The 25,787-nt window shown below is 64.5% G+C and carries 23 protein-coding genes; 14 read left to right on the top strand and 9 right to left on the bottom strand.

What is annotated here, in order from left to right; genetic code table 11:
• Positions 1 to 58 precede the first annotated feature (58 nt).
• The gene (locus AAC067_RS08135) at positions 59 to 1,777 is read left to right on the top strand and encodes an ATP-binding protein (protein WP_339931343.1); all 1,719 of its coding nucleotides are present in this window, start codon (positions 59 to 61) and stop codon (positions 1,775 to 1,777) included.
• Positions 1,778 to 1,794: 17 nt separating this feature from the next.
• Here the strand turns inward: AAC067_RS08135 and AAC067_RS08130 are convergent, their stop codons facing one another.
• Positions 1,795 to 2,673 carry a hypothetical protein gene (locus tag AAC067_RS08130; protein WP_339931341.1) on the bottom strand — a complete coding sequence of 293 codons (879 nt, stop codon included), beginning with the start codon at positions 2,671 to 2,673 and terminating at the stop codon, positions 1,795 to 1,797.
• 56 nt (positions 2,674 to 2,729) lie between these two features.
• Here AAC067_RS08130 and AAC067_RS08125 point away from each other — a divergent pair, with 56 nt between their 5' ends.
• The 4 genes from AAC067_RS08125 (at position 2,730) to AAC067_RS08110 (ending at position 6,895) form a co-directional block, all read left to right on the top strand.
• Positions 2,730 to 3,065 carry a DUF1491 family protein gene (locus AAC067_RS08125; RefSeq protein ID WP_339931339.1) on the top strand — a complete coding sequence of 112 codons (336 nt, stop codon included), beginning with the start codon at positions 2,730 to 2,732 and terminating at the stop codon, positions 3,063 to 3,065.
• Between the two features lie 119 nt (positions 3,066 to 3,184).
• Positions 3,185 to 3,565, top strand: a complete 381-nt coding sequence (locus AAC067_RS08120) for a hypothetical protein (protein ID WP_339931337.1) — start codon at positions 3,185 to 3,187, stop codon at positions 3,563 to 3,565.
• 74 nt (positions 3,566 to 3,639) lie between these two features.
• A complete protein-coding gene (locus AAC067_RS08115; RefSeq protein ID WP_339931335.1) occupies positions 3,640 to 5,214 on the top strand; it encodes a hypothetical protein in 1,575 nt (524 codons plus the stop codon).
• Between the two features lie 46 nt (positions 5,215 to 5,260).
• The gene (locus AAC067_RS08110; protein ID WP_339931333.1) at positions 5,261 to 6,895 is read left to right on the top strand and encodes a peptide chain release factor 3; all 1,635 of its coding nucleotides are present in this window, start codon (positions 5,261 to 5,263) and stop codon (positions 6,893 to 6,895) included.
• On the opposite strand, the gene AAC067_RS08105 is transcribed toward AAC067_RS08110, so the two are convergent.
• Positions 6,870 to 7,481, bottom strand: coding sequence for a hypothetical protein (locus AAC067_RS08105; RefSeq protein ID WP_339931331.1), 612 nt, complete (start codon positions 7,479 to 7,481; stop codon positions 6,870 to 6,872). The two genes, AAC067_RS08110 and AAC067_RS08105, sit on opposite strands and share 26 nt — an antisense overlap.
• A gap of 234 nt (positions 7,482 to 7,715) precedes the next feature.
• Here AAC067_RS08105 and AAC067_RS08100 point away from each other — a divergent pair, with 234 nt between their 5' ends.
• The gene (locus tag AAC067_RS08100; RefSeq protein ID WP_339931329.1) at positions 7,716 to 8,966 is read left to right on the top strand and encodes a hypothetical protein; all 1,251 of its coding nucleotides are present in this window, start codon (positions 7,716 to 7,718) and stop codon (positions 8,964 to 8,966) included.
• A gap of 7 nt (positions 8,967 to 8,973) precedes the next feature.
• Here the strand turns inward: AAC067_RS08100 and cysQ are convergent, their stop codons facing one another.
• Positions 8,974 to 9,762 carry a 3'(2'),5'-bisphosphate nucleotidase CysQ gene (gene cysQ / locus AAC067_RS08095; protein ID WP_339931327.1) on the bottom strand — a complete coding sequence of 263 codons (789 nt, stop codon included), beginning with the start codon at positions 9,760 to 9,762 and terminating at the stop codon, positions 8,974 to 8,976.
• Between the two features lie 91 nt (positions 9,763 to 9,853).
• Here cysQ and AAC067_RS08090 point away from each other — a divergent pair, with 91 nt between their 5' ends.
• The 4 genes from AAC067_RS08090 to AAC067_RS08075 all read left to right on the top strand — a co-directional run bounded on the left by AAC067_RS08090 (position 9,854) and on the right by AAC067_RS08075 (position 13,775).
• The gene (locus AAC067_RS08090) at positions 9,854 to 10,513 is read left to right on the top strand and encodes a histidine phosphotransferase family protein (RefSeq protein ID WP_339931325.1); all 660 of its coding nucleotides are present in this window, start codon (positions 9,854 to 9,856) and stop codon (positions 10,511 to 10,513) included.
• Positions 10,514 to 10,622: 109 nt separating this feature from the next.
• Positions 10,623 to 10,994: a response regulator gene (locus AAC067_RS08085; RefSeq protein ID WP_339931323.1), complete on the top strand. Its 372-nt coding sequence runs from the start codon at positions 10,623 to 10,625 to the stop codon at positions 10,992 to 10,994.
• A 4-nt stretch (positions 10,995 to 10,998) separates the two neighbouring features.
• A complete protein-coding gene (locus AAC067_RS08080; protein WP_339931321.1) occupies positions 10,999 to 11,814 on the top strand; it encodes a protein-glutamate O-methyltransferase CheR in 816 nt (271 codons plus the stop codon).
• 68 nt (positions 11,815 to 11,882) lie between these two features.
• The gene (locus AAC067_RS08075; RefSeq protein WP_339931319.1) at positions 11,883 to 13,775 is read left to right on the top strand and encodes a M20/M25/M40 family metallo-hydrolase; all 1,893 of its coding nucleotides are present in this window, start codon (positions 11,883 to 11,885) and stop codon (positions 13,773 to 13,775) included.
• A gap of 7 nt (positions 13,776 to 13,782) precedes the next feature.
• On the opposite strand, the gene AAC067_RS08070 is transcribed toward AAC067_RS08075, so the two are convergent.
• Positions 13,783 to 15,330, bottom strand: a complete 1,548-nt coding sequence (locus AAC067_RS08070; protein ID WP_339931317.1) for a GNAT family N-acetyltransferase — start codon at positions 15,328 to 15,330, stop codon at positions 13,783 to 13,785.
• Positions 15,331 to 15,426: 96 nt separating this feature from the next.
• On the opposite strand from AAC067_RS08070, the gene pip reads away from it, so the two are divergent.
• Complete coding sequence (pip, locus tag AAC067_RS08065; RefSeq protein WP_339931315.1) at positions 15,427 to 16,512, top strand: prolyl aminopeptidase; 1,086 nt, start codon at positions 15,427 to 15,429, stop codon at positions 16,510 to 16,512.
• Positions 16,513 to 16,893: 381 nt separating this feature from the next.
• Here the strand turns inward: pip and AAC067_RS08060 are convergent, their stop codons facing one another.
• From AAC067_RS08060 to AAC067_RS08045, 4 genes are all read right to left on the bottom strand, one after another.
• Positions 16,894 to 17,745 (bottom strand): CFI-box-CTERM domain-containing protein, encoded by an 852-nt coding sequence (locus tag AAC067_RS08060; RefSeq protein WP_339931313.1) that lies wholly within the window; start codon positions 17,743 to 17,745, stop codon positions 16,894 to 16,896.
• Between the two features lie 776 nt (positions 17,746 to 18,521).
• Complete coding sequence (locus AAC067_RS08055) at positions 18,522 to 19,007, bottom strand: hypothetical protein (protein WP_339931311.1); 486 nt, start codon at positions 19,005 to 19,007, stop codon at positions 18,522 to 18,524.
• 93 nt (positions 19,008 to 19,100) lie between these two features.
• Positions 19,101 to 20,045 carry a CRISPR-associated endonuclease Cas1 gene (cas1, locus tag AAC067_RS08050; RefSeq protein ID WP_339931309.1) on the bottom strand — a complete coding sequence of 315 codons (945 nt, stop codon included), beginning with the start codon at positions 20,043 to 20,045 and terminating at the stop codon, positions 19,101 to 19,103.
• 2 nt (positions 20,046 to 20,047) lie between these two features.
• Positions 20,048 to 21,304 carry a hypothetical protein gene (locus AAC067_RS08045; protein ID WP_339931307.1) on the bottom strand — a complete coding sequence of 419 codons (1,257 nt, stop codon included), beginning with the start codon at positions 21,302 to 21,304 and terminating at the stop codon, positions 20,048 to 20,050.
• A 65-nt stretch (positions 21,305 to 21,369) separates the two neighbouring features.
• Between AAC067_RS08045 and AAC067_RS08040 the strand changes: the two genes are divergently transcribed.
• The 3 genes from AAC067_RS08040 to AAC067_RS08030 are packed head-to-tail and all read left to right on the top strand — an operon-like array spanning position 21,370 to position 25,409.
• The gene (locus AAC067_RS08040) at positions 21,370 to 21,939 is read left to right on the top strand and encodes a hypothetical protein (protein ID WP_339931305.1); all 570 of its coding nucleotides are present in this window, start codon (positions 21,370 to 21,372) and stop codon (positions 21,937 to 21,939) included.
• On the top strand, positions 21,939 to 22,307 hold the full coding sequence (locus tag AAC067_RS08035; RefSeq protein ID WP_339931303.1) for a hypothetical protein: 369 nt from the start codon (positions 21,939 to 21,941) through the stop codon (positions 22,305 to 22,307). The genes AAC067_RS08040 and AAC067_RS08035 overlap by 1 nt, the downstream gene beginning before the upstream one ends.
• Positions 22,308 to 22,313: 6 nt before the next feature.
• Positions 22,314 to 25,409: a hypothetical protein gene (locus AAC067_RS08030; protein WP_339931301.1), complete on the top strand. Its 3,096-nt coding sequence runs from the start codon at positions 22,314 to 22,316 to the stop codon at positions 25,407 to 25,409.
• Between the two features lie 3 nt (positions 25,410 to 25,412).
• Here AAC067_RS08030 and AAC067_RS08025 read toward each other — a convergent pair whose 3' ends face one another.
• On the bottom strand, positions 25,413 to 25,766 hold the full coding sequence (locus AAC067_RS08025; RefSeq protein WP_339931299.1) for a hypothetical protein: 354 nt from the start codon (positions 25,764 to 25,766) through the stop codon (positions 25,413 to 25,415).
• Between the last annotated feature and the right edge of the window lie 21 nt (positions 25,767 to 25,787).

The following is a 25,787-nucleotide window of genomic DNA, read 5'->3' as shown; positions in this document are numbered from 1 at the left end:
CTGGTCGGACCCTGCCTCCACCCTGCGGTGCGCCACCGCCCTCAATTCCGGACCCCGTTTGACACCTCCCGACCATCATGACGGATCGCCCCGCGTTCCCTCGGTCGCGAGGGACCTGCCGGCCCTGGCCGCCTGGCATGCGGCCTGGGCTGTGGCCGCGGCGCTTCTGGCCCTCGCGGGGCGCTGGTTCGGCGGACTGGACGGATCGGCCTTCTACGCCGTGGTGGTCATGGTCATACCCGGTATCGCCGGCCTCGGCCTGCTGGCCCGCGACGGCGAGCGCGAACGACTCGCCGGGCTCATCGTCTGGAGCCTGGCCAGTATTGTGGCTGCGGCCCTGTCGGGTGGACTGTCCGGAGCCCTCGCCGGGTTCATCTTCATGCCCCTGGCCGTCGGCCTCGCCCTCGGCAGTGAGCAGCGAGCCCAGACCGGCCTGATCGGCGTCGCCCTGGCCGCCGGGGTCGGTGCCGTCTCCGCCCAATTCGGCGGCCCCTGGACGCCCACCCCCCTGGTTGCCGCCATCTCGACCCTGATGGTCGCCGGGGCGGCCGCCCTCGGTCTGCGCCTGTCGTGGCGGACCAGTGAGGCACGCCTGATCGCCGCCGAAACGGCGGTTGGCCGGGTCGAGACCCTGCTGTCCCGCCAGCCCGGCCTGACCCTGGTATTGGAGCCGTCGGGCCGCGTACTGGCCGCCTATGGCGCCCCTCCGCCCGCCCTGCCCGTCGAACCGCTGTTCGCCCAGGGGCTGATCGCCGCCGTCCACGCGCCGGACCGGCCCACCGTGATGTCCGCGATCGAGAGCGCGCTGGCCGGGACCGAAACCGCCATCCTGTTCGCGCCGCGCCTGGCCCTGGACCGGCGCGTGACCCTGATCCTGCGTCGGTTTGACGACCCCGACACCGGTCCCGTCGATGCCGTCCCCCGCCTGATCGTCCAGGCCTTCGACGCGACCAATCAACACGCCCGCGAACTGGGGCTGGAAGCAGCGCGCAACGAGGCCGAGAGCCAGAACGCCGGCAAGAGCCGCTTCCTGGCCAATATGAGCCACGAGCTGCGCACGCCGCTGAACGCCGTGATCGGCTTCTCCGACATCATGCGCCAGCGTCTGTTCGGCCCCCTGCCGGACAAATACGCCGAATACGCCGACTCCATCCATGAGGCCGGCGGCCACCTGCTCGATCTCATCAACGACGTGCTGGATGTGTCCAAGATCGAGGCACACCGTTACCCGCTGTCGGTCGAACGGTTCGATGCCCGCGACGTGGTCTCGGCCGGGATCGCCCTCGTGCGGTTGTCGGCCAACGACAAAGGCGTCGAACTGGCCGGGGTCCTGCCGGACGAACCGGTCGAAATCTCGGCCGACCGCCGGGCGCTGAAACAGATCATGCTCAACCTGCTGTCGAACGCGATCAAATTCACGCCGGCCAAGGGCTCGGTGACGGTCACGCTGGAAGCGATCGGCCCCTATCTCGAGATTATCGTCTCCGACACCGGTGTCGGCGTGGCTCCCGCCGATCTGAAACGGCTGGGACGGCCGTTCGAACAGGCCGGCGATGCCGACCAGCGCGCCCAGGGGACGGGCCTCGGTCTGTCACTCGTCCGGGCCCTGGCCGAGCTGCACGGTGGCCGGATGACGATCGACAGCACGCTCGGTGAAGGCACGGCGGTAACCGTCCGCCTGCCCGTCGTCGTCGCCGGTCGTGCGCCAATTCCGCCCGGTGGCGCCGAGATCATCAACCTGACCGAGGCGGATCCGTCGCGCAACGCCGAAGCCTGATCGGCTGTTGCCAGACCTCAGGCGGCCAGTCCGCCCAACGGCCCCAGCGACAGGAAGGCCCGACCGGCCGCAAAGTCCCCGGCTTCAAAAATGGCGCTGGCGACGCTGTCGTCACGGAACAGGAATTCGATGGCAAAGGCCTCGCGCGGGTCCAGCTTCTCCAGCGCCTCGGCAGCTTCGGTCGGGAAACGCCACGCCTCGCCGGCCGACTTTCCAGTGACCAGCAAGGCCGAATCCGCATTCCCGAAGGATACGGCCCAGAACCCGCGGCGTACCGACGTCGGCGGCAGGTCAGACACCCCGCCCAGCCAGGCCCGGGGCGAACGCTTGGGATCACGCATGACGATCCGCGCCGCATAGGGCCGGGGGCGGCCGACGAAGGACACCACCGCCGTCAGCCGATCGCCGATCTCGCCCGCAGTATAGCCCACGGTCACCGGCGAGGCTCCGGTTACCGAGGCCTGGGTCAGAATCCAGCTGGGGCCAGTCGCCGGAACGCGATTGGCGATCCAGCTGGCGCGCACGCCGGGAAACTCCATCCGCGGCAATCGGGCCCAACCCGCGAACGCATGCTCCACTCTCTGCCGGACTGTCGCCAATTGCGGATCAGCGCACGACACGCTGCGGGCGCGGCTCAGCGCCCGGTCTCCGGCGGCCCTCAGGTCGATCTCGCTGGTTCCGGCGCGCAGGGCGGCACTGCGGGCCTGCTGTGTGGCGGCGGACAGCGCCGCGGCCACATCCGGCTGGAACAGGTCGCAACGCAGATCCGCGGCCAGCACGAAGCTGCGCTCATAATAGGGGGCCGTCGGCTGCGCCAGGGCAGCCCCTGGGATCGCGACCAGCGCCATCGCCAGCATTGCGACTTTGGCGGTTGGGTGTTGAAAGCCTATCGTCATGTGACCGACCCTATGCCCAACGCGTTCCGGTCTGGTTTCCGAGCAGGGTTATCAAATTGCTTCTGTCGAGCGACCTCTGGGTCTCCGCCCTGATCCGCCGCGCTGAACTGGGCGGGGCCTTCGCCACCGTGGTTCGCCGCGGCGACGAGCGGGCGGGCACGGTCGTGGTCAAGGCCTTCGACACCCGCACCCGTCGCGCGCGCCTCTATACTGAAGCGTTCGGCCCCGACGGCGACCGTCTGTGGATCCAGCCGGTAGTCAGTGAGGTCGAGTCCGAACTGGACGCCTATATCCAGCGTCAGATCGCCTATGACAGCGACCTCTGGGTGGTCGAGATCGAGGATCGCGACGGCCGCCACTTCATCACCGAGACAGTCGCTGACCAGACATGAACGATCGGTCGCCTTGGTCGTAAAGACTTAACCGCGTTCGTGAACCGGGCCGCAAGTGGTCCGCGTCTAGGGTTGGATCAACGGATGGAAACACGTCCGGTGATGGTGAGTTTTCCCCTATGCTGTTTCTTCTGAACGACGCTGTATTCGACCTCGACGAGACCTGCCCGGTCACGGCCAGGGATGCGCGTCGCTTCGAGAAGCTGGGACTGGACTATGTCCTGGAGCTCGGCTGTGAACTGTTCTCCGAAGACCCGCTTCTGCACCGCAACGATCCGGTCCGGGCCCGCCGTCTGGCCTGGCTGATCGCCGACCGCAGTCCCGAGGTCAACGCCGCCATGTTCGCCGCCCCCGTCCAGAACTGCGCACCCGAACTGGTCGAGCCACGCTTTTGCGCCCTGCCCAAGGCCATCCTGCGCCAGCTCAGCCAGCGCGATGCCCGCGGCAAACTCGATGCCGTCGCCGCCGATCGCGTCGTCTGGAACCGAATGGCCGCCTGATTGCCATTTCGCCGATAGTCAGACCCGCCCCGGCGTGCCACCCTGCAACTCAGAAGTGTCTCGGGGGTCTGTTCATGCCGGTGTCTCACCGCCTTTTCGTGCGTGTTGCGCTCGCCGTGATTCTGGCCCTTTCGGGCGGATCATCGGCTCTGGCGGAATGGCGCCGGGCCGAAAGCCCGAAATTCATAGTCTATTCGGAAGGCCGTGAAGCGGCGCTGCTCGAATACGTCCAGAAACTGGAAACCTACGACTACATCCTCAGGACACGGCTGGGTCTGCCGACCGACGGGTTGCCGGACCGCAAGCTCTCAATCTATCTGGTTGGCAGCCGTCGCGAGCTACTGAAGGTTCATCCCGCCAGCCAGCAGAATGTCGTCGGCACCTATTTTCCGTCGCAGGAGGATATTTTTGCGGTCGCCATCCGGGGTGACGGCGACGACGTCCTGCTCCACGAATATGCCCACCACTTCATGTTCCAGTATTCCACCGGCAGCTATCCGGGCTGGCTGGTCGAGGGCTTCGCCGAATATTTTTCGACGGCGGAGATCAAGCCTGACCAGGTCGTCATCGGCGGTTACAATACAGACCGCCTGTACTGGCTTCAGTCCTCGCCGAACTGGATTCCGCTGGAAGAACTGCTGTCCAGACGGCCTTTTGAGGTTCGCCGCGGCAATAACCGGGACACCTACTATCCGGTCGCCTGGCTGTTGACCCACTGGTTCATGGGTACCGCCGAGAACCGCGTCATGCTGTCCGCCTATCTCGCTGACGTCGGCGACGGCGGCGATCCGGTCGAGGCGATGGAGCGGGCGACCGGCAAGTCCCTGGCGGAGCTACGCCGGACCCTGAGGAACTATTTGAACGGGCGGGTGCCCATGACGCGATACCGGCAGGCGTTCCCCCGGGCGGAGATTTCCGTCACCGTACTCCCCCGATCCAGCGACGACCTGCTCCTGCTGGGTCAGCGCCTGAAAGTCGGCGTCCCCGAGGACGAGCGGGCCGCCACCGCCGAGGCCGTTCGTCGTGCCGCAGCGGACTATCCGGACGACAGTTTCGCCCAGCTGCAGCTGGGTCACGCCGAGCTGCATTTTGGCGATCCCGAGGTGGGCGAGGCCATATTGACCCGCCTGCTTGAGCGGGAACCCGACAACGTCGAGGCGCTCCACCTGCTGGCGTCCCGCGAAAAGCAAAAGGCGCGCGACACCGACGCTGATCCGCTGCCCTTTGAAAATGCCGCCCGCCATTATCTGGGACGCGCCTTCCGGGCCGACGAAACCCATTTCCTGACCTACATCATGCTGGGCGAGATGCAGTCCTATGGACCGGACGGCCCGACGGAGAACGACGTGGCGACCTGGCAACTCGCCTTCCAGATCGCCCCTCAACTGGCCCAGACCCGACTGGGCTATGCCCAGGTCCTGCTAATGTCCGGCCATCCGGATCGGGCAGAAGCTCTGCTGGTTCCGCTGGCCAACGCCCCGCACGGCGGGGGTGCTGCCGACGCTGCCCAGCATTTGCTCGAAAGAATTCGGGCGGGAGACAGGACCCTGGACGTGTCCGATATCGAGGCCGTCAGCCTGGGTGATCCCGACGAGATCGAGCCGGAGTCGGATCAACCTGACCCGACGAGCGATGACAGCGATGCGTGACACCGGCGAGTGACTTCTGTCGCCTGACGCGCTACCTCCCGCCGCCATGTCGAAATTCACGCTCGCCGAGGAGGCCGGCCGTCGCCGGACCTTCGCCATCATCGCCCACCCCGATGCGGGCAAGACCACCCTGACCGAGCATATCCTGCTCGCGGGCGGAGCTATCCGCGCGGCCGGTGCCGTGCGTGCGCGCGGCGAGAACCGGCGCACCCAGTCCGACTGGATGAAGATCGAAAAGGAACGCGGCATTTCCGTCTCGGCCTCGGTCATGACGTTCGAACATGATGGCAAGATGTTCAACCTGCTCGACACCCCCGGGCACGAGGACTTCTCCGAAGATACCTACCGCACGCTGACCGCCGCCGACTGCGCCATCATGGTGCTGGACGCCGCCAAGGGCATCGAGCCCCAGACCTTGAAGCTGTTTGAGGTCTGTCGCCTGCGCGACATCCCGATCATCACCTTCATCAACAAGCTGGACCGCGAGGCCCAGGACCCGATGGCCCTGCTGGACGAGATCGCCTCCAAGCTTCAGCTGGACCCGGCCCCGATCTGGTGGCCGGCTCAGAGCGGCAACCGGTTGCGCGGCATGGTCGAGATCGGCACGGGTCGTTTCCAGCCCTATGCGCGCAAGGTGCCCGGCGCCGTGGTCGACGAGCCCCACCCCGACGCCCTGCCGCTAACCGAAGCCGCCCGGTATTTCGAGGACGGCGAGCATCAGGACATGCTGGACGCCGCCGAACTGGTCACCGGTGGCTATCCGGCCTTCAACCGCCAGTCCTTCCTCGAGGGCCATATGACCCCGGTGCTGTGGGGCTCGGCCTTGCGCCATTTCGGCATCGACGAGCTGCTCGCCGCCATCGGCGAATGGGCCCCGCCGCCGAAGACGATGAAGGCCCGCAAATACGGGGCCCTGGCCGGGGCCCGCAACGCGCCCGAGCCGGTCGAGACCATCGTCGAGCCCGGCGCGCCCGAGGTCACCGGCTTCGTCTTCAAGGTCCAGGCCAATATGGACCCCAACCACCGCGACCGCATCGCCATGTTCCGCATGGCCTCGGGCAAATTCCAGCGCGGCATGAAGCTGAAGGTCCAGAACACCGCCAAACAGCTGTCGGTCAACGCCCCGATCATGTTCTTCGCCTCGGACCGCGAGCTGGCCGATGAAGCCTTCGCCGGCGACGTGATCGGCATTCCCAACCACGGCGTGCTGCGCGTCGGCGACAGCCTGTCGGAAAGCGGCCTGATCCGCTTCGCCGGCCTGCCCAATTTCGCCCCCGAGATCCTGCAGCGGGTGCGGGTCAAGGATCCGCTCAAGGCCAAACACCTGCGTAAGGCGCTGGACGGTCTGGCCGAGGAGGGCGTGACCCAGCTGTTCCGCCCCGAGATGGGCGCAGACTTCATCGTCGGCGCTGTCGGTCAGCTGCAGTTCGAGGTCATGGCCGACCGTCTGGGCGAGGAATACGGCCTCGATGTCGTCTTCGAACCCTCGCCCTGGGCCGAGGCCCGCTGGATCGGCGGGACCAGTACCGACCTCGAGGACTTCATGGGCAAATACCGCGGCCAGATGGCCCGCGACATCGACGACGATCCCGTCTTCCTGGCCAAGTCGAGCTGGGAAACCGGCTATGTCAGTGAGCGATTCCCCAAGGTCGCCTTCACGAAGACGAAGGAGCGGGGCTGACCTTCAGCGGCGGCGTCACGGTGAACATCGGCAGGAACAGCTGCACCAGCGGCCCCAGCGCCACGGCGTAGAGCACGGTGCCGACGCCGACCACACCACCCAGCAGCCATCCGGCGGCCAGCACCGAGGCCTCGATGCTGAGACGGGAGACGCGGATCGACCAGCCGAGCCGCTGGTGCAGGCCGGTCATCAGCCCATCGCGTGGCCCCGGCCCCATGCCCGCGCCGATATAGGCGGCACTGGCGACGGCATTCAGCACCACGCCTGAAACCATCATCGCGGCCCGTAGCCCCAGCCCCTCAAACACCGGCAGCACCGCCAGCGCGGCGTCGATCACCAGACCGATGACGAAGATGTTGGCGATGGTGCCATAGCCCGGCTTCTGACGCAGGGGGATCCAGGCCAGCATGACCACCACGCCGATGGCGATGGAGACCTGTCCCAGCGTCAGGCCGGTCAGGTCCGTCAGGCCCTGCTGGAAGACGTTCCACGGATCAAGACCCAGGGTCGCGCGCACCATCAGGGCGAGGGAGACACCGAACAGGGCAAGGCCGAGGTGGAGCTGGATCAAACGGCGGATGAGCATGGTGCATCGCACAAAGACCAAGCCTGCGCCGATATACAAGTCAAATATGACCCCGGGCAGCCCCTGACAAAGGCGTTGCGTGCAGCCCTGGCCCGACCGCCATAGATCGCCGCCTCGTCCTGTGTAGCGAAACCGGTATGGCCACGCCGAACCACTCTCGCGGCGTCGCGTTTGCAAAGGACGCGAGAGGGACCGGTGTCAGTCCCGAAGCGGGACGACGGAGCGATTGGCCGCATGTTCGAGTTCGGCAGAGATCTGAGAAAGCTGTTCGCCCAGGCGCGTGAAAGCGACGATCTGGGTTGGGTCGAGCTGATCGGGGCTGATCTGGTCCGCGCCGAGGCACGCCAGCAGTCGATCGACGCCGGTCGTGTGTCCTGCACCCATCCCTTCCAGGCCGGTCTGCGATCATCGGCCCTGTGGCGTGAACACGCCCGACGCACTGGTTTCAGTGACAGCCTTGAGCGCGCCCACAAGGCTGCGGCTGAAGCGGTCCGCACCGCCACCGGCGGGGATCAGGCTGCGCAGGCGGCGATCGAGACCGCCCACGTGCTTATGCTGGAATTCGACCTGTGCGGTGGCACAGCCGGACTGGACCGCGCCATGGCCGCTATCGACGCCCTCGGCCGCGTCAACCGTCCCGAGACGGCGCGGGCCGCAGCGGTCATCCATGCCCGGCTGAAGGCCCGGCAGGCCCGGCTGTCCACCGACACCACCGCCCTGCTTGATGCCGCCGCCCTGCTCGACGCGGCCCTGCATGACCTGGGACCAGATACCGGACCGGTCGCTGACGAGGTTCGCCTCGACCGGGCGGCCCTCGCCCTCGAGGCCGGTGTTGCCCGGTGCGATCCCCGCCTTCTGGATCAGGCCGGCCGCGACCTGCGCGATCTGGTTGAGCACGCCACACCCGAATATCGCCCCCTGACCCGGGCCCGCGCCCTGTCCCTGTGCGGGGCGGGCATGAAGCTGCTGGCGACCATGGCCGGCGATACCGTCATCATGCGCCAGGGCCAGGCCATGTTCGAGGCCGCGGCCGACCAGTTCACCGTCGATCACAGCCCGCTGGACTGGGTCGCGATCCAGATCGTCCAGGCCGACGACCGTTCACCCCTGATCGCCCTGGCCCAGGCCCAGGCCCTGACTGAAGGCGGCGGCCTGATCCTCGGGGCCCTGGCGCGGGAAGCCCGGTTCGCCCGCGAGACGCTCGCGGCGGAGGCCGGGGGCGACCTCAAGACCCTGTCAGACCTGCGGATCCGTCTGTGCGGCCGCCTCGGCAACGATTCCGGCCGACATTCGCCGCTGGACTGGGCCGCCGACCAGATCGCCATCGCCCGGATCAATCTGGCGCTCGGTCGCCTGACCGGTCGCGAAACCGCCGGTCTGGACATGTCCCTGGTCGAGGCCGCCGCCACGGCCCGCGAACTGGGCGTGACCGTCCTGGCCGCCCGGGCCGAAGCCCTGATCGCGGGCCGCGCCGTCCGGGTCTGACGACGCCTCAGCCGCCCAGGGCGACGAACGGACCGTTGAGAAAACTCGGCTTGCCGTAGCGCAGCGGCTGGCCATCCCCGCCCAGCACCCGTCCGCCGGCCGCCTCCAGCACCGCCTGCCCCGCCGCCGTGTCCCATTCCGAGGTCGGCCCGGTCCGCGGATAGGCGTCGAACCGGCCTTCGGCGATCAGGCAGAATTTCAGGGACGAATCCATGCCCTGCCATTGCGCGCAGCCGTGCCGCGCCGCCAGCCGCCCGGCCTCGTCATCGGTCATGCTGTGGCTCAGCAGCGCCACCGGCGTCGTCGGCCGGTCGCGCACCCGCACGGTCTGCCACGGCTCGCCGAAGCGCCGGCGCAGGACGCCCGCCCCCTCGCCCGCGGCCGAAACCCAGGTCGTCGCCGTGGCCGGAGCCACCACCACACCGGCAACCGGAGCGCCGTCATGGATCAGGGCGATGTTGACGGTATAGCTCTCGCGGCCCTCGACGAACCCACGCGTCCCGTCCAGCGGATCAATCAGCCAGAACCACGCCTCGGCCTGATCCGGCGCACCGGCTGTCGCGACGGCCTCCTCGGCCACGGTCTGGATTCCGGGATAGAGCGCCGCCAGCCGGGTGACGATCAGGGCTTCCGCCGCGCGGTCGGCCTCGGTCACCGGACTGGCGTCCGCCTTGGTCTCGACCGCCGTGTCTGCGCGCCAGTAGGGCAGGATCAGACGGGCCGCGTCCTCGGCGATGTCAGCGATCGCCTCGGCCAGGGCACCGGAGGCGAGGTCGGCTTGCAGTGTTTTGGTCATGTGCGGCCTCGATAGCCGATCCGGCCGGTTTCACGAACCGGCAAATCACGTCAGCCTGTCCCGACGCTTCCCTTGCTGGTGCAGAATACCGATGACCGTGAACGACACCGCCGCTGACCTTCCTGTCGATGGCCAGGAACTGGCCACCTATATTGCGGCCAAGCTGTGCCACGATTTCATCAGCCCGGCGGGGGCCATCGCCTCCGGTCTTGATCTGCTGGCCGACCCCTCGGCCCAGGATATGCGCGACGACGCCATGGGCCTGATCGCCCAGAGTGCGAAGAAGCTGGTCAATCTGGTCCATTTTGCGCGCGTCGCCTTCGGGGCCGCCACCACCAGCGAACGCTTCTCCGAGCCTGAATTGCACAAACTCGTGGCCGGAATGATCGAGGGGGGACGGGCGACGATGGACTGGCGGGTCGATGACGGCGACTTCGGCAAGCCGGAGGCCCGGGCGCTGGTCAACCTTGCCTATCTGACCGTCGGGGCGCTGCCTTCGGGCGGCGTGGCCACGATCACCGTCCGGCGCGAGGGCGAGGTCATCATCATGGACGGCACCGCCGTCGGGACCCGGGCCCGCCTCAAGCCGGAGGCCACCACCGGTCTCGCCGGCGAACGGCTCAGCGAGGGTCTGGCCGGCCAGTGGATTCAGCCCTACTGGCTGTGGCTGACTGTCACAGGGGCCGGCGGCAGCCTCGCCGTCGAGCTCGAGGAAGGCCGTGTCCACCTGCTTGCCCGCATGCCCGTCTGACCCACATGGCTAAGAAAGCTTAACGGGCTTTCCCAACACCTCGTTAACCGCCCATCGGCGATCATGCAGCCGAACCGCGGGTGCTTGTCTCGCCAATTGGAAACCAGCCTTGCCCCTCAAAACCTGCCTCATCGTCGATGACAGCCGGATCATCCGCAAGGTGGCCCGTCGGATCGTCGAAGGCCTCGGCTTCGAGGTCGACGAAGCCGCTGACGGGTCCGAGGCCCTCGCCTTCTGCAACAGCATCCTGCCGGACGTCATCCTGCTGGACTGGAGCATGCCGGTGATGGACGGGCTGACATTCCTGCGCCGCCTGCGCGCCATGGCCGGCGGAGCCGCGCCCAAGGTGCTGTTCTGCACCATCGAGACCCGCGCCGCCCGCATCGCCGAAGCGCTGTCCGCCGGGGCCGACGACTATGTGATGAAGCCGTTCGATGGCGAGATCCTCCAGTCCAAATTCGCCGAGGTGGGGGCCGTTTGAAGCGATGACGTCGGACGACTTCGAACGCCTGCAGTCGCTGATGGCCTCACGGGCCGGCTTCCGGCTGTCCCGTGACCGGTTGCATCTGGCCGAGCATCGTCTCGGCCCGGTCGCTCGTCGCGAGGGCTTCGATTCGGTGGCTCTCATGCTGGCCGCCCTGTGGGAGAAGCCGGTGGCCTCGCTCGGCTGGGCCGTGATCGAGGCCCTGCTCAATTCCGAGACCTGGTTCCGGCGCGATCGCACCACCTTCGACATCTTCGCCGACGAGTTGCTGCCGGCCCTGACCAAGGCCCGTCCCGGTGGTCACGTGCGCCTATGGTCAGCCGGCTGCGCCAGCGGTCAGGAGCCCTACTCCCTCGCCATGGCCGCCCTCGAGGGCGGTGCCTCAGTCGAGATCGTCGCCACCGACCTGTCGCAGAAGGCGCTCGAAAAGGCCCGAAGCGGGGCCTACACCGGCTTCGAAATCCAGCGGGGCCTGCGGGCCCACACCATGCTGCGCTGGTTCGAACTGATCGACGAGGCCTGGGTCGCCCGGCTGGAGCTACGCAACGCAGTCCAATTCTCCCGCGCCAACCTGCTGGACGAACCGGTCGGCGACGCCCGGTTCGACGTCATTGTCTGCCGCCACGTCCTGACCGATATCGAACCCGCCCGGCGAGGGCAGGTCATTGACGGTCTCGAGCGCCAGCTTGTCGACGACGGCTGCCTGTTTCTCGGACCGGACGAAACCCTCGACGGCGACAGCCTCGCTTTCCGCCCGGTTCACGGCCGCAAGGGTCTGTTTGTCAAATCCCCGGCCAGCCTGCGCCGCGCCGCCTGACGGCACCCGACCTTGAACTAACAGGACGGTTGCGCCCTAGTGCGACCCATCGATCGGGAGGGACCACCATGCGCCTCGTCTGGCTATCCGGCTCACTGGCTTTGGCCCTTCTGCTTGCCGTCATCACCCTGCAGACGCCGCGCCCGGTCGGCGCGGACGCCCCCGCCACGGACTTTTCCGCGGCCCGGGCCATGGTCGATGTGCGCGAGATCGCCCAACGCCCCCACCCGCTCGGCTCGACCGACCACGCCCGGGTACGTGACTATCTGTTCGATCGCATGACGGCCCTGGGTCTGGCCCCCGCCCCGTTCGAGGGGCCGCTGTCTCCCCAGTCGATTCGTCGCTCCGAACGTCAGGGCCAGAACCCGGCCGGTGTCGGCTACACCGTCGTCAATCTGGTCGGGGTCCTGCCCGGCCGCGACGCGGACGCTCCGGCCGTTCTGATCATGGCCCACTATGACACCGTGCCCGGTTCGCCGGGAGCGGCCGACGACAGCGCCGGGGTCGCTTCGGTGCTTGAAGCCGTCCGCGCCATCCGCGCCCGCGGCGGTGCGGAACGGACCCTGGTGGTCCTGTTCACCGACGCCGAGGAACTGGGTCTGGACGGAGCTCGCGTCTTCTTCGGCGGCCACCCCCTGCGCGACCGCATCGGTGCGATCGTCAACCTCGAGGCCCGGGGCGGTGGCGGCCGGGCCATGATGTTCGAGACCGGACCCGGCAATGCCGAAACCATCGCCCTGTTCGCCCGCACCGCCGGCCGTGCCACCGGCGGTCCGGCCAGCAGTTCGCTTGGGGTCTTCGTCTACGAACAGATGCCCAATGGCACCGATTTCACCATCCCGCGTGCACGCGGAATCCCCGGCGTCAATTTTGCCTTCATCGGACGACCCGAACAGTATCACTCCGCCGCCTCCGTTCCGGCCGCCCTTGACCAGGGCAGCGTCCAGCACATCGGCTCCCAGGCCCTCGAAACCGCCGACGCCCTGCTGCGTGCCCCGGCCCTGCCGGTCGCCGGCAGCAATGTCGTCTATTCGGACATTCTCGGCTGGTTTGTTCTGATGCACAGCGCGGCCACCGGCTGGCTCCTGCTGCTGCTGACTGCGGGCCTCGGCGGCCTCGCCGCCTGGCGTGTCAGTCGCCGCAGCGTCCTCAGCCCCGCTGACATCGGGCGCGGCGCACTCGACGGACTGTGGTTCCTGGCCACCGCCGCCGTCCTGGCCCAGGCCGTTCGTCTTCTCGCCGGTCCGATGACCGCCCGGGCCGCTTCGGCCGATGTCTACTACACCCTGCTGGCCCGGCTACCGTGGATGGAGGCCGCCACAGCCCTGACCGTCCTTGCTGTCGGTCTGCTACTGCTGGCGGGCCGCGACCGGATCGACCGGCGCGTGATGGCGGCGGTCGTCGCCGTGGCCACGGTCGGGACCCTGGTTGTCGGCGGCTTCAATATCGTGATCCTGGCGCTGGCCCTGCTGTCCGTCGGCCTCACCCTGGTGCCCGGCCTGGCCTCCCGCACGGTCTGGGGCGGCTGGCTGGGCCTGATAGCCCTGACGCTCGGCCTCGGCCTGATCGTTCAGATCCTCGCCCCCGAGGCGGCGCTGATCTTCGTCTGGCCCGGTCTGCTGGCGGCAGCGGCGGCGGCGATCACCGCCTTCTCCGGGCCCGGACTCGACCGACCCGCCGCACTCGCCGCGTCAGCCGTGGCCGGCGTACTCGGCGGAGCCTGGTTGTTCGGCATGGCGCATTTCGTCTTCCTCGGCGTCGGCATCGACCTGCCGGCGGCCATGGCCCTGATCGGCCTGCTGGTCCTGATGCTGATCCGCCCCCTGGCGCCGACGGCGGGCATGGTCAGGCCGGTGCTGATCGCGGCAGTGACCTGTCTGCTGATCGCCAGCGGCCTGTCGGCGGCGGCACGCTGGGCTGAACCGGCGGCCAAGATTGCATCCCGCACCGCCGACGCCTGAAGCCGCCTCAGCCGCCGTCGGTCCAGACGGTCTTGTACAGGTCGAAACGGCGGTCGCGCAGGTTGCGCACCGTGCCCTGCGACTTGGCCCAGGCCAGATCCGACAGGTCGAGGTCGGCCACCGTCACCGTCTCGACGTTCTCGCTCGCCTCGGCCGCCACCCCGTCCCGCGCGAACGGGAAGTCGCACGGTGTCAGGATGCAGGACTGGGCATACTGGATGTCCATGTTCTCGACGTTCGGCAGATTGCCGACATTGCCCGACAGGATGACGTAGCACTGGTTCTCGATGGCCCGCGCCTGGCTGCAATAGCGCACCCGCAGATAGCCCTGCCGGTTGTCGGTGCAGAACGGCACGAACAACATCCGCGCGCCCTCGTCGACCAGCCGCCGCGCCAGTTCCGGGAATTCGGAATCGTAGCAGATCAACACCCCGATCGGCCCGCAGTCGGTCGGGATGGCGTGCACCATGTCGCCGCCCTTGATGTTCCACCAGTGCCGCTCGTTCGGGGTCGGGTGGATCTTCTCCTGCGCGTGGACCGAACCGTCGCGCAGGAAGACATAGGCGACGTTCTGGATGTCGTCGTCATCGGCCCGGGTCGGATGCGAACCGCCGATGATGTTGATGTTGTACTCCACCGCCAACTTCTGCATCGCCTCGATGAAGCGCGGCGTATAGCGGGTCAGGTGTTCGATCGACTCCGCCGGCGTCAGCTTCTTGGGCTCCAGCGACAGCAGTTGCAGGGTGAACAGCTCCGGGAACACCACGAAGTCGGAGCGATAGTCCGAGGTCACGTCGACGAAATATTCGACGTTGGAAATGAACTCCTCAAAACTCGTCACCTTGCGCGCCTGAAGCTGGACCGTGGCCACCCGTACCGTCTCCTTGGTGGCAAAGGCCGCACCCCGGCCGGTGGCCTCGGTATAATAGGGGTTTCGCCAGACCATGTGGGCCGCCGTGCCCATCGAGGCGGCGTCGGACTTCAGATAGCCCTCCAGAATCCCGATCGGCTCGAAGCCCGAGCGCAGATGAAAGCCGATCACCGGGTCGTTCAGCTTGCGCGCCGTCACCGCGTCCAGATACTCAACCGCCGTCGGATAGGTCGCCTTGCGCCGCAACCGGCCCGGCATCCGCCCGCCGAACACGATCCCCTTCAGGTTCTGGGCCTCGCAAAGGTCACGCCGCGCGTCGTACAGGCGCTGGCCGATGCGCAGCCGCCGCCGGTCCGGGTCGACACAGACCTCCATGCCATAGAACCAGTCCCCGACCGGGTCGTGACGCGCCGCATAGCCGCCGCCGGTAATCTCGTTCCAGGTGTGCGGTGCCATCGCCGTCTTCTCGTCGATGCGGAACCCGGCCGCATAGCCGACGATCTCGCCTTCGTACTCGACCACGAACTGGCCGTCGTGAAAGGCCGCGATCTGGCCACGCAACATGCCCTGGGTGTAGGGCGGAATATCCTTGTAGACCTTGATCACAAGGTCATTGATGGCCGCCACATCCGTCAGGCGGGCGTTGCGGATGGTGAGGACGGCAGGTTTGGCTGTTTTGGTCATGGCCCCTCAACGCATGGCGACGCTTGAGGATCAATACCGAAGGCTGCGCACGGGTGATAACGTGGAAGTCTGACCGCCCATTCAGAGGACGACGCCATGGATTTCTCCAGACTTCAGACGATCAGCAAGGTCTCTGACGAATGGTCCTACCCCCAGCAGGACGCGCGCGCCTCGGGGCTGCTGCCCGTCGATCGCGAGCCGGATCACACGCTGTACTGGGAGGAATCCGGCAATCCGGACGGCGAGCCCGTGATGTTTCTGCACGGGGGGCCGGGCGGCACCTGCTCGCCCGTTCTGTCGCGATTTTTCGATCCGGCGCGATACCGTGTGATCCTGTTCGACCAGCGCGGATGCGGCAAGAGCCGTCCGACCGTCGCCGGCACCGGCCCTGACGTCGCCCTGCTGAAGAACACGACCGACGACCTCGTCGCCGACATCAATCGCCTGCGACAGGCCCTGAACATCACCGGCAAGATGCATCTCTTCGGCGGCAGCTGGGGCAGCACCCTGGCGCTCGTCTACGCCATCCGGCACCCCGACGCCGTGGCCTCCCTGGTCCTCAGGGGCATCTTCCTCGGCGAACGCGAGGACCTGCTCTACATGTATCAGGGCAATGCCGGGACCTGGGCGGACCATCCGTACGCCCTCACGCGGCCGGGAAGCTATGTCGCCTATCCGGACGAGTGGAAGGCCTTCGTGGAAATCATCCCGCCCCGGGATCGTTCGGACATGATGGCGGCCTACAAGGCGATCTTCGACCGGCGCGCCACCGGCGAGGCTGATCGCGCGGCGCAACAGGCTGCGGCGGTGGCCTGGTCGGTCTGGGAGGGCACCATCTCCTACACGATCCCTCCGGCCGCCGATCCCGGTCAGAATGCCGAGGCGGATTTCGCCCTGAGCTTCGCCCAGATCGAGGCCCACTATTTCGCCAACGACCTCTTCATCGAGCCGGGCTACATCCTGGCGAATGTCAGCCGGCTGGCCGGCATCGCCGTGCACATCGTCCACGGTCGCTTCGATCAGGTCACACCGCTGGCGCAGGCCTCCGCGCTGGTCGCGGCGCTCGAGGCGGCCGGGTCGCCGGCCCGGACCTTCATCAAGACCAATGCCGGACACAGCGCCCTCGAAGCCCAGACCGTCATCGCCCTGACCGCCGTCATGGACGGCCTCGACCCTCTGTAGGCCTGGAGCGTTCGGAGACGGACCGCCCTTCCGGCACGTCAAAACCGGACGTATCCCCAACCCCTTCGAAGGGATAGAGCCACCGGCCCGACGAGCCGCACTCTAGGCACCACCCCGATGCGATAAGATTATCGGTTCATCTTACTTCGAAGCTGTAGCGACCAGTGCGGGCATCACCGTTCCAGAACCAAATGAAGACAGGAATTACGGTGGCAGACCTGAATAGGTCATGCGGGGCTTATTACATCGGTAACTAGGAGTGGGCTCTAGAGCCCTTGCGGTAACTAACCCCTTTCCGCGCCGAGACCTGACTTAGTTTAATCGCCGGCATTGCTGCCAGCCCAGGGGCCTCGGCAGTGAGGGACGAGCAGGTCAACAAAACTATGAGGAGCGCCCTTTCAGGTAATCGACCAATGGGCGCAGCAGAATGCGGGTCGCCGCCCGCGCTCCTGCGTGCCGCCTAATGAAGTCAGCAATTCGAGGCGAAGTAGCGTAATATGCTTGAATAAACAGCCTGCCGTAGGAACTTTGGTTAAGTGATTGATCCCGCCAGTCCCGCAACACATTCAATTCTTCAGAGAACGGCGTGCCAAAAGCAGCCGTGGCTATAAAGCATCCACCCCCAGAAACGGCCTTTAGATTATTCTGAATGTTTATGTCGCGCGGAGCAATGGAAGCGGCGCGCTCTAGCAGAACTTTCGCATCCGCTTTATTCCCCTGCCCGTCCGAAAGAAGAAGCGCCTTCGTGTTTAGATAAATCGGATTGTCAGGGAATAGTTCGAGGCTCCGATTTATATACTGAAGGCCCAAATCTACGTTTGCCGGGCTCGCACCGGTTAGCATCGAGTTACTACCATACACCTGAATGTTAGCTTGCACCTGGTGCAGCACAAACATTGCTTGCATTGCATAGTTCTCAGCTTCGGCCAGCGCTTCGGGGCTGTCGGAAGATATTGAGTTACCGACGCGTAGTGCAGAAAGGTGTGAATCTATTTGTGATTTTAGCGCCGATAATGCGACGTCATCGGGATTGTTTTCGAGCCCGGCTTGAACAAGCTGCATCGCGCGTCCCGCGTCACCTTTTGCGAGCGCGGCGCGGGCATTTTCTTCTACGCTTGTGACATCACTGAGAACGGGTTGGGATTTGTAGCCGCACAGCGTGCAAGTCCAGTCGGCCTGCCACTTCGCTTCCGCCACGTGCGCTCCGCAGCGCGGACAAATTTGTTGATCCATAATCGATCCCTTCGAAATCAGCGGCGCTTAGCGTGGCCATTAGGTTTTTGTCCTCACCCCGTGAGTCGCTTGCCTAAGGTGGATTACAGTCAGCACCTCACCATAAACGCGAAATGAATTCCCCCATAAAGTGGCGGTTGCTTTGTCAGCCAATCATATGCGCTGGGGAGCTTGCTAGAGGATGTCGGCAAAAGTCCGTCAAGTACGAACAATCGGCTGGCCGGATACCAACTGGCAAACCCGCCGTGTCAACTGAGGAACCAGGCGGCAAACGCCATCTGACCGAGTCACAAAGAATCCGCCCCCCGCCGTAAAAGCCGACGACAGCCTGAACTTCAGCACTGATCGAGGATACATAGCGCCTGCTGGGATGCGTGGCTGCTGCCAGCCAATCATGACCTAGGAATATCGAGGATCACAAATTTTGAGTGGCCCACCAGCCTACGCGAACGCCGGCTAAAGTAGTCGGAGCTCCAGGCACCTATAACTGGTCAGACCCACAACCTCTGGCCCAGCAAATTCCACGGGTCATATATTGATCTGTGAACTAGCATCGCGGGTTGACGGGGACCGCGTTCCTGTTTCTTTTTGAACGGCAGTGTAACGTGCGCTGTAAGGCGGCCTGGTCCTAAGCGCCCCCTGCGACCTGGGCTAGGCCGCCGAACGCTCTCAGGGTAGCTTTTGGCTATAGGCGCTGACACCCTATCAGCCGGGAAGAGTAGGATACCTTACGAGCTGCATGGCTAAGCTGACGTCTCAGGCGCAGGCGATGAAAGTTATGCCAGCCCGCAGCTCGCTATGACTGGGGCCATGGCAAGCCGAGCACCAGCGAGATCGAAATTCGTCGCAAATCCAATCGACGGCATCATTACTGTTAACTGCCCGCCCTGGATGATCTCCTCGGATATGGCGCGGACTATGTGCCACTGGGCGTTGGCGTCGCCGTTCAACCAGATGCCGGATCCGGCGGGATTTAACTCAAACCCCCACGCGACGCCTTGAAGCTCTTCACCGTCGACGAACAAGGCTAAGTCTTGGGCAACGTTACTCGTTAAGTCCATTACTGGTAGCCCGACTGTGATCGCCGGAATTTCGTCCGCAGAGCACGATATGAGAATGTCTGCGCCCTCTGAGTTTGTGGTGTTCGCGCCGATTCCATCGTCTTTTGCCAACGTGATGGTTTCCCATGATTGGGAAAGGGCTGGAGTCGCAGCGAGCGTCAGAGCTGCGGACAGAACGATGAGTGTCGTTTTCACGGTCATGCTATTTCTCTACCGGGCCTTCGCCGGACACATCGACCCAGCGCTTACAACAATAAGGACGAGTTAAGCCGCGTGGAAAAAAGCTCGGCGCAGCTAGCTGGAGACTAATTGGCCTACGCGTCTGGCGAGTTGCGGTGCAAGACGACAAACCCCATCCACCCGGATCACAAAATCCGCTCCCGTAAAAGCCGACGACAGCATGAACTTGAGCACTTTCGCGTCGATGACGGCGCGGCGCGGCTCTATCATGTCGAATACGAAGGCGAGTGCGCCGGCTTCGTTGCGATCGTGATGCATGATCCCCCGGCGGGGGTCGAAACCTTCCGCGACCAGTTCAATCTGCACCTGACTGTAGAGCGTTCCATATGCGTAGTTCAGCACTGCGTTCAGTGGATGTTTGGCGTTGCGATTGGACAGCGATCGACCACTGCCGATTGAGTTGCGGCCATTGATCGTCAGCCATGCATCTGGGATCGGATGGCAACGACGCGAGCGCCATTCCAACTGCAATCCCTGCCAGGATGCGAAGTATGCCCCTGCGGCGACCGCTTCAATCATGCGCAACTCGTCGATGCTGGCCACCGAACCACTACCAACCTTGTCCAACGCCGCTTCGACCCGGCTGATCGCTGGCGCTGCTGATTTCGCGGGGATGACGAGGCGCAGGGTTTCGAGGCTGCTTTCCAGTTTGCGTCCGATCAGATCGCAGGAGAACGCCAGCCGCTTTTCGGGATCGTCGCGGGTTTCGATCTGCCAGCGGACCTTGTCCGGACACATCGCAAAGCCGGCCCCGCCGATGACGCTGGCCACGTCGCCCTGATAACTCACCCGAACGAGGGGCACGCCCTGTTCCGAGAGCCAACTCACCACGTCAAATGACAGCGAGCCGCTTCCGTCCAGCATCACGATCCGGGGCGGCAGATCACGAGCCCCTTTGAACAGGCGGATTTCCCTTCGCTCCTGTGGCCAATGCGTGAAGCCGTCGCGGATCAGAAGGGTGCCTTTGTCGATCTTCAGCGAGACGCCATGGCCACACAAGATCAGCGGATCGCGCGGGCGCTCATGCTTCCCACGAGGTCGTCGAATGCGATCGTTTCGGGCGCTCCAATACTCATTGCGAGCAGCCCAGGCGACATCGTCTTGCCCGCTGATTTCCGCCACTGATCCCACGGTCGAAACTCGCGCTTAGCGAGCTCGTGGCTCGCTAATTCTCTTAGCAAATTCCGATGCGAGGCGGAATCCGTAAGAGCCGATCTCATCCGTTTTGGCGTGACAATCTTTGCGCCTTCGCAGTTGCCTTCATAGATGTCGCGTAGCCACATCGACATGAGCCAAACTCTTTCGGCTTCAGTCGCGAGGTCGGCGATTTCGCGGCTTTCAAGCAAAGTTTTTGATTTGCGTCGTAGGCGGGCAAAGCTGATAGCCAGCGCTTGGATTAGAGCCAACGGCCAAGCTCGGACTAGGCCAGCTCCGACTAGAAGTCCAAAAGCTCTGCGCCCGAAAATCCAGTCGGTCGCGCCATAGAGGCAATAGACAACCTTCAACGTGTTGCGCGCGTCGTCTCGCGCCGTGTCGATCTCGCTATCTGTGAGCTCTGCCAACGGCATATGACCGGACATTGCCTTTAGTATTGCAGCGAGATCAGTTCCCAACTGAAGCCTTTGGCCGTTGATGTTGTGTCCGCCACCCGCATCAAATCCCAAAGCCCGCTCAGCTAGCTTTCGATCTGCTTCATCTCGATCGGACGCAGGCAATGCAAACCCGGCAAAATCACCACCGGCGACCTCTACGGCAAGATCAGCGCCGCGAGCTAAACCCCTTCGTCCAGCCTTCCGCGCGACGGTGTGCAGCACGCCGCTGAAGCTATGCATCTCTGCGACGCGTTCGCCGAAAGTTGGGCCGTAATCCATCCGACCTAGGAGCGCGCTGGCCCAACGGCTAACCAAGCGACCTGTATTGTCGGCATGAACCAGGGTTGGTCGCCAGTACCGCTCATCGACCTCATAGCCAGCCGTCCAGAGTACCGCGCCTGCACGGTCTATCGAACGAACTGTTCCAAGGGTCCGCTCGATAGCGATGACCTGCAGAGCTGCGGACCTCAGTTGCTTAACCGTGCTCCCAGCAACCCGACCGTCATGACCATAGGTAGGAGTTTGGATCGCTTTGGGCAGAAGCCCTTCATTGCGCCAGCGCTCAAGTTGACGGTCGGTGACGCCGCTTCCGAGGTGACTGAGCAGGCTGCGGAACTGAGCCTGCGGCACCGGGCCGGAGGTCGGATTGTATGAGCTCCCCGTCAAACGTCGATTCCCGCCAATTCGTGCACTTCATGTTCCCGCTCCCTGAAGCATTTGGGAGCGCGACGATGGCTCGCAACCGAAACTACAAGCTTGAATACCAACGCCGCATTACCGCCGGCCTATCGAAGGGCCGAAGCCGATCGGCGGCACGCGGTCACCCTCGCGCCGCTGATCTGCCGAAACCAGACCAGGTAGCGATCGATCGGGATTCTGCCCTTGAGCGCGCATTGGGCCACATGAGGCGTGGCCTTTCGCAGTCCGCTGCCGCCAAGGTATCCGGCGTATCGGTCGAAGCACTCAGACGGCATCGGCTCCTCAATACGAAGTCGCTGCGAGAGGGGCGGCAATGGGTCATCTTCGATCTCCGACCACAGGCGTTCTGGATCGCATCGCAAGGAAAACTTGTCGCCGTTACCCTGGCAAACGAGGAGGGCAGCCAGGTGAGCGCCTATTGGCGCGCGGTCGACCGCTTTCTTGCCACTAACGAGGATGAGCACCTTTTCCCGTTTGAAGGCAATGGTGTCTATGACGTGGCTGCGCGGTACCATCCCTATGAGACGCGTCCGAACGTGCTTCGAAGAATGGAAGCGGTTGATGATTTGAACTTCATCGAAATCTACGCGGACGTACAGTGATGGACGAGAGCGAAACTTATCGTCGCCGCCTCGCTGTCCGGCACCGCAGCCTTCGCCGACTTGGGGTCCTGAACGTCCGGTGCATCTGCGGCGAAACTGATGCGACCTCATTCGAGGCCGATCACATTTATCGGCGCGAGCTGGACGGTGCGTGCTGGGGCATCTGCGTGAACTGCCATCGCAAACGAAGTGCGCGAGCGGAGTCCGAACATCCCAAAGTCGGCTGCGCAGCAGGCGATCCGTTAGAGCGTCAGGGCCATCTGCTGCTAGGCGTGCGCGACTACCTCACATTCATCGCCGGCCATTTGGACCAGTCAGCGGAACTCATGTTCCGGCTTGCGGCTAAAGGCAGACCGTCAGACGACTGATGCCACATGTTTTCAGACAGTCAGCCATCGATCGAAGATCCGATCGATCGGCTCATCATTCAGTTGCGCGCCTATGTAGCTAGTCCTCGTCGGCGCGAGCGGCAGAGCAAGAGGTCCGCCTGGACATCGGGCATCTGCATCATCTTCGATACCGAGACCACGACCGATCCTTCGCAACGGCTGCGTTTTGGAGCTTACCAGATCAGAGATCGAGGGACGCTGATTGCACGCGGTCTGTTCCATGCCGACGACGCCCCAAAAGAAGATTACGCCGACCTGAGGGCAGCCTTTCGGACGCTACGCCCCACTGAAGACGGCGAGCTACTTGAGTTCATCACTCGAGCGGAATTCATCCAGCATGTGCTGTTCGGCTGGGGTCAGGAAGTCGGCGCAATGATCGTCGGCTTCAACCTGCCCTTCGATCTGTCACGCCTCGCAACGGCCCACACCTACGGCAAGGGATCGATGAAGGGCGGGTTCAGTTTCACCTACGCCGACAAACGCCCGAATATCCGGATCAAACATCTCTCCCAACGCGCCGCCTTCATCAATTTCGCTGGAAAAGGCAGCGCCGACGTGTCGCCGGATCGCGGCTTCTTCGTCGATGTGAAGACGCTTGCTGCGTCGCTTTTGGGCCAATCCCATTCACTGGCCAGCCTGTCAGCCCTGCTGAAGACGACGCCCAAAAGCCCGCTCGATTCCTACGAAGGCCGGCTGACGCCAGAGATGGTCGCCTATTGCCTGAACGATGTGCAGGTGACGTGGGAGTGTTTCGACGTTCTGGCCAAACGCTATCAGGCCTTGGGCTTGTCGCAGACGGGGTTGAACGAGCTCTACAGCGAAGCCAGTTTGGGCAAGGCCTATCTCCAAGCGATGGGCGTCCAACCTTGGACGGAAGCGCAGCCCGACTTCCCGCCCGAAATCATCGGGCAGATCATGAGCGCCTATTTCGGCGGGCGGGCGGAGGTGCATATCCGGCGCGAGATCACGCCCGTGATCCACTGCGATTTCATGTCGATGTATCCGACGGTCTGCACGCTCATGGGCCTGTGGAAATTCGTCATCGCCGAAGGCATGGACCGGGCGGATGCGACGGACGAATGCCGGGCCCTCGTCGAGACATGCGACCTCGCCATGTTGCGCGATCCGGCGACGTGGCGGCGGCTGCACATGATTGTTCAGGTGAGCGCCAGCGACGACGTGTTTCCGGTGCGGGCGCATTACGAACCGGATCAACCGGCAACGATTGGCGTGAACCGGCTGTCGAGCTGGGAGCCGCTATGGTTCACCCTGGCCGATGTGATCGCCGCTAAGCTCTTGGGCGGCAAGACGCCAGAGATCATCTCCGCGATCCGGTTCTCGCCGCGCGCGCCTCAAACCGGGCTCAAGACCGTCACCCTCGCGGGCGCGGAGCTCAATCCGGTGACCGGTGATTTCTACGCATCCATCATCAATATGCGTCGCGAGATTCAGGCTCGTCAGAATGACGCCATCGGGCCTGAATGGGATCGGTTGGACGCTGACCAACACGGCCTGAAAATTCTGGTCAACGCCACGAGCTACGGCATTTTTGCCGAGCTCAATGTCCAGTCGCTTGAACGCTCCCGAGCCTTCATCTGTTACGACCATCGCGGCACAGGACGCCGGATCACGACCTCAAAGATTGAAGAGCCGGGGCGGTATTTCCATCCGCTGCTAGGCGCGCTCATCACCGGTGGCGCGCGCCTCATGCTGGCGCTAGCGGAGCGAAACGCTCTGGATCAAGGGCTGGGATGGGCGCTCTGCGATACGGACAGTCTTGCCATCGCCAACGTCGCGGGCCTGCCAAACGATGAGTTCAAGGGTCGCGCTCAAACGGTGCGGCAGTGGTTTGAACCGCTCAATCCCTACGAGGTGAAGGGATCGATCCTTCAGCTTGAGAAGGTGAACTTCCCACCCGGCCAGCACAAAGAGCCCGACACGCTGCGCCCAGTGAACTGCCTCGCGATATCCGCCAAACGCTATGTGCTGTTTGATCGCGACGAAGCCGGCGAGCCTGTGATCCGCAAGGCGTCCCGGCATGGCCTGGGGCATCTGATCGCGCCGTACAAAGACCCGGACCCGACGCGCACCGGTCGGATCGGGGTCCAGCTGTGGCAGTCGGACCTATGGACGGAGATCATTCGTGCCCATGACGCCGGCAAACCGGATAGCCCGGACCTTGATCGCTTGCCGGGGATCGATGAGGCCGCGGCGACCCGATACGGCGTCACCAATCAAACGCTTCTGAACTGGTTCAAAGGCTACAACGCCGGCGTCGCTGAACGGGACCGGGTGTGGCCGTTCAACTTCCTGCTGACCTACCAAGCCAAGTCGCGATTGGAGATGGCGTCGGTTGATCCCGAGGCGTTGAGCTCTTCGCTTTGGCGCAAGCGATCTCCCAAGCCGGCGTCCCGATATTCGTCAGACCTGATTTCTGATCGACCCGAGGTGTTTGATCGGCAGACCGGCGAGGCCATCGCGTGGGAGCATTTGCGATCCTATCGCCGCACGCTGTCGCGGCATCACCTGCATTCGGAGTCGAAGTTCCGGGGCGGTGAAGATGCAGAGCACGGCACGCTATCGCGTCGCCATGTCGAGGCTTGGGCAGCGTCTGCGATCGGCAAGGAAGCCGACAATCTCGACGAGCGGGAGGCGTTCGGCGAAGGCGACGATCCACTGGTCTACGGGGTCGCCATCGAGGATCGGCGAAAGCTGGTAGCCGACATGGCGGCGTTGCAGACTGAGTTCGGGATCAGCGATCGGCAGCTTACTGCGCAGGCGAGGGTGTCGCATCACACGCTCACGGCGCTGCGGGCCGGCGGGCGCGTCACGATGCGTTCGATGTTCGCGGTCATGTGCGCGCTGGAGGGAATTCGCCAAAAGCAGATGGCGGCGGCGGGAGAGCAGCAAAAGTGGCTTGAGATCGGCCGGCGGCTTCGCGACGAGCTCGGTAGCGGCAACAAGCTCGCAGATTTGTTGGGGGTCAGCAGGCCGTACATGCACAGGGTGCTGAACGGTCGAAAGCCATTGAGCGAAAGACTGATCGCCCTGCTAAGCGCCCCGACAAGCCCAGAGGAATGATATCTACCGGGGCCACCAGTTCGTGAACACCACCTCATTGTCCTCGTGACGGGCTCGGGCGGCGAGGTTGTTCAGGTGCTGTTCGGTCTCCTGCCGGCCGAAGAACCGGATACATTGAGCGGACGAACCGCCCCGGCTCGAATAGCGGCCGCTGACGAAGCTCTGAAACTGCGGCTGAAAGCCAATCGTCGGACCCTCCCATCCCATCGACCAGACGCGCGAGAAATAATAGGTCCGCCGGGCCGTGCCCTCGGTTTCCCGGGTCGCCCAGCAGTAGGCGTGGGGTGTGGATGCCTGTGCTGGACCCGGCCCGGCCGTCGGCAGCGCCTGTACCACGGCGGGTGTTGCCAGAGCCATTCCGACCGCCATCACAGCGGC

Origin of the sequence: uncultured Brevundimonas sp. (genome assembly GCF_963977465.1) — a bacterium.
GTDB lineage: Bacteria > Pseudomonadota > Alphaproteobacteria > Caulobacterales > Caulobacteraceae > Brevundimonas.
This window is presented reverse-complemented; position numbering and strand designations above follow the sequence as displayed.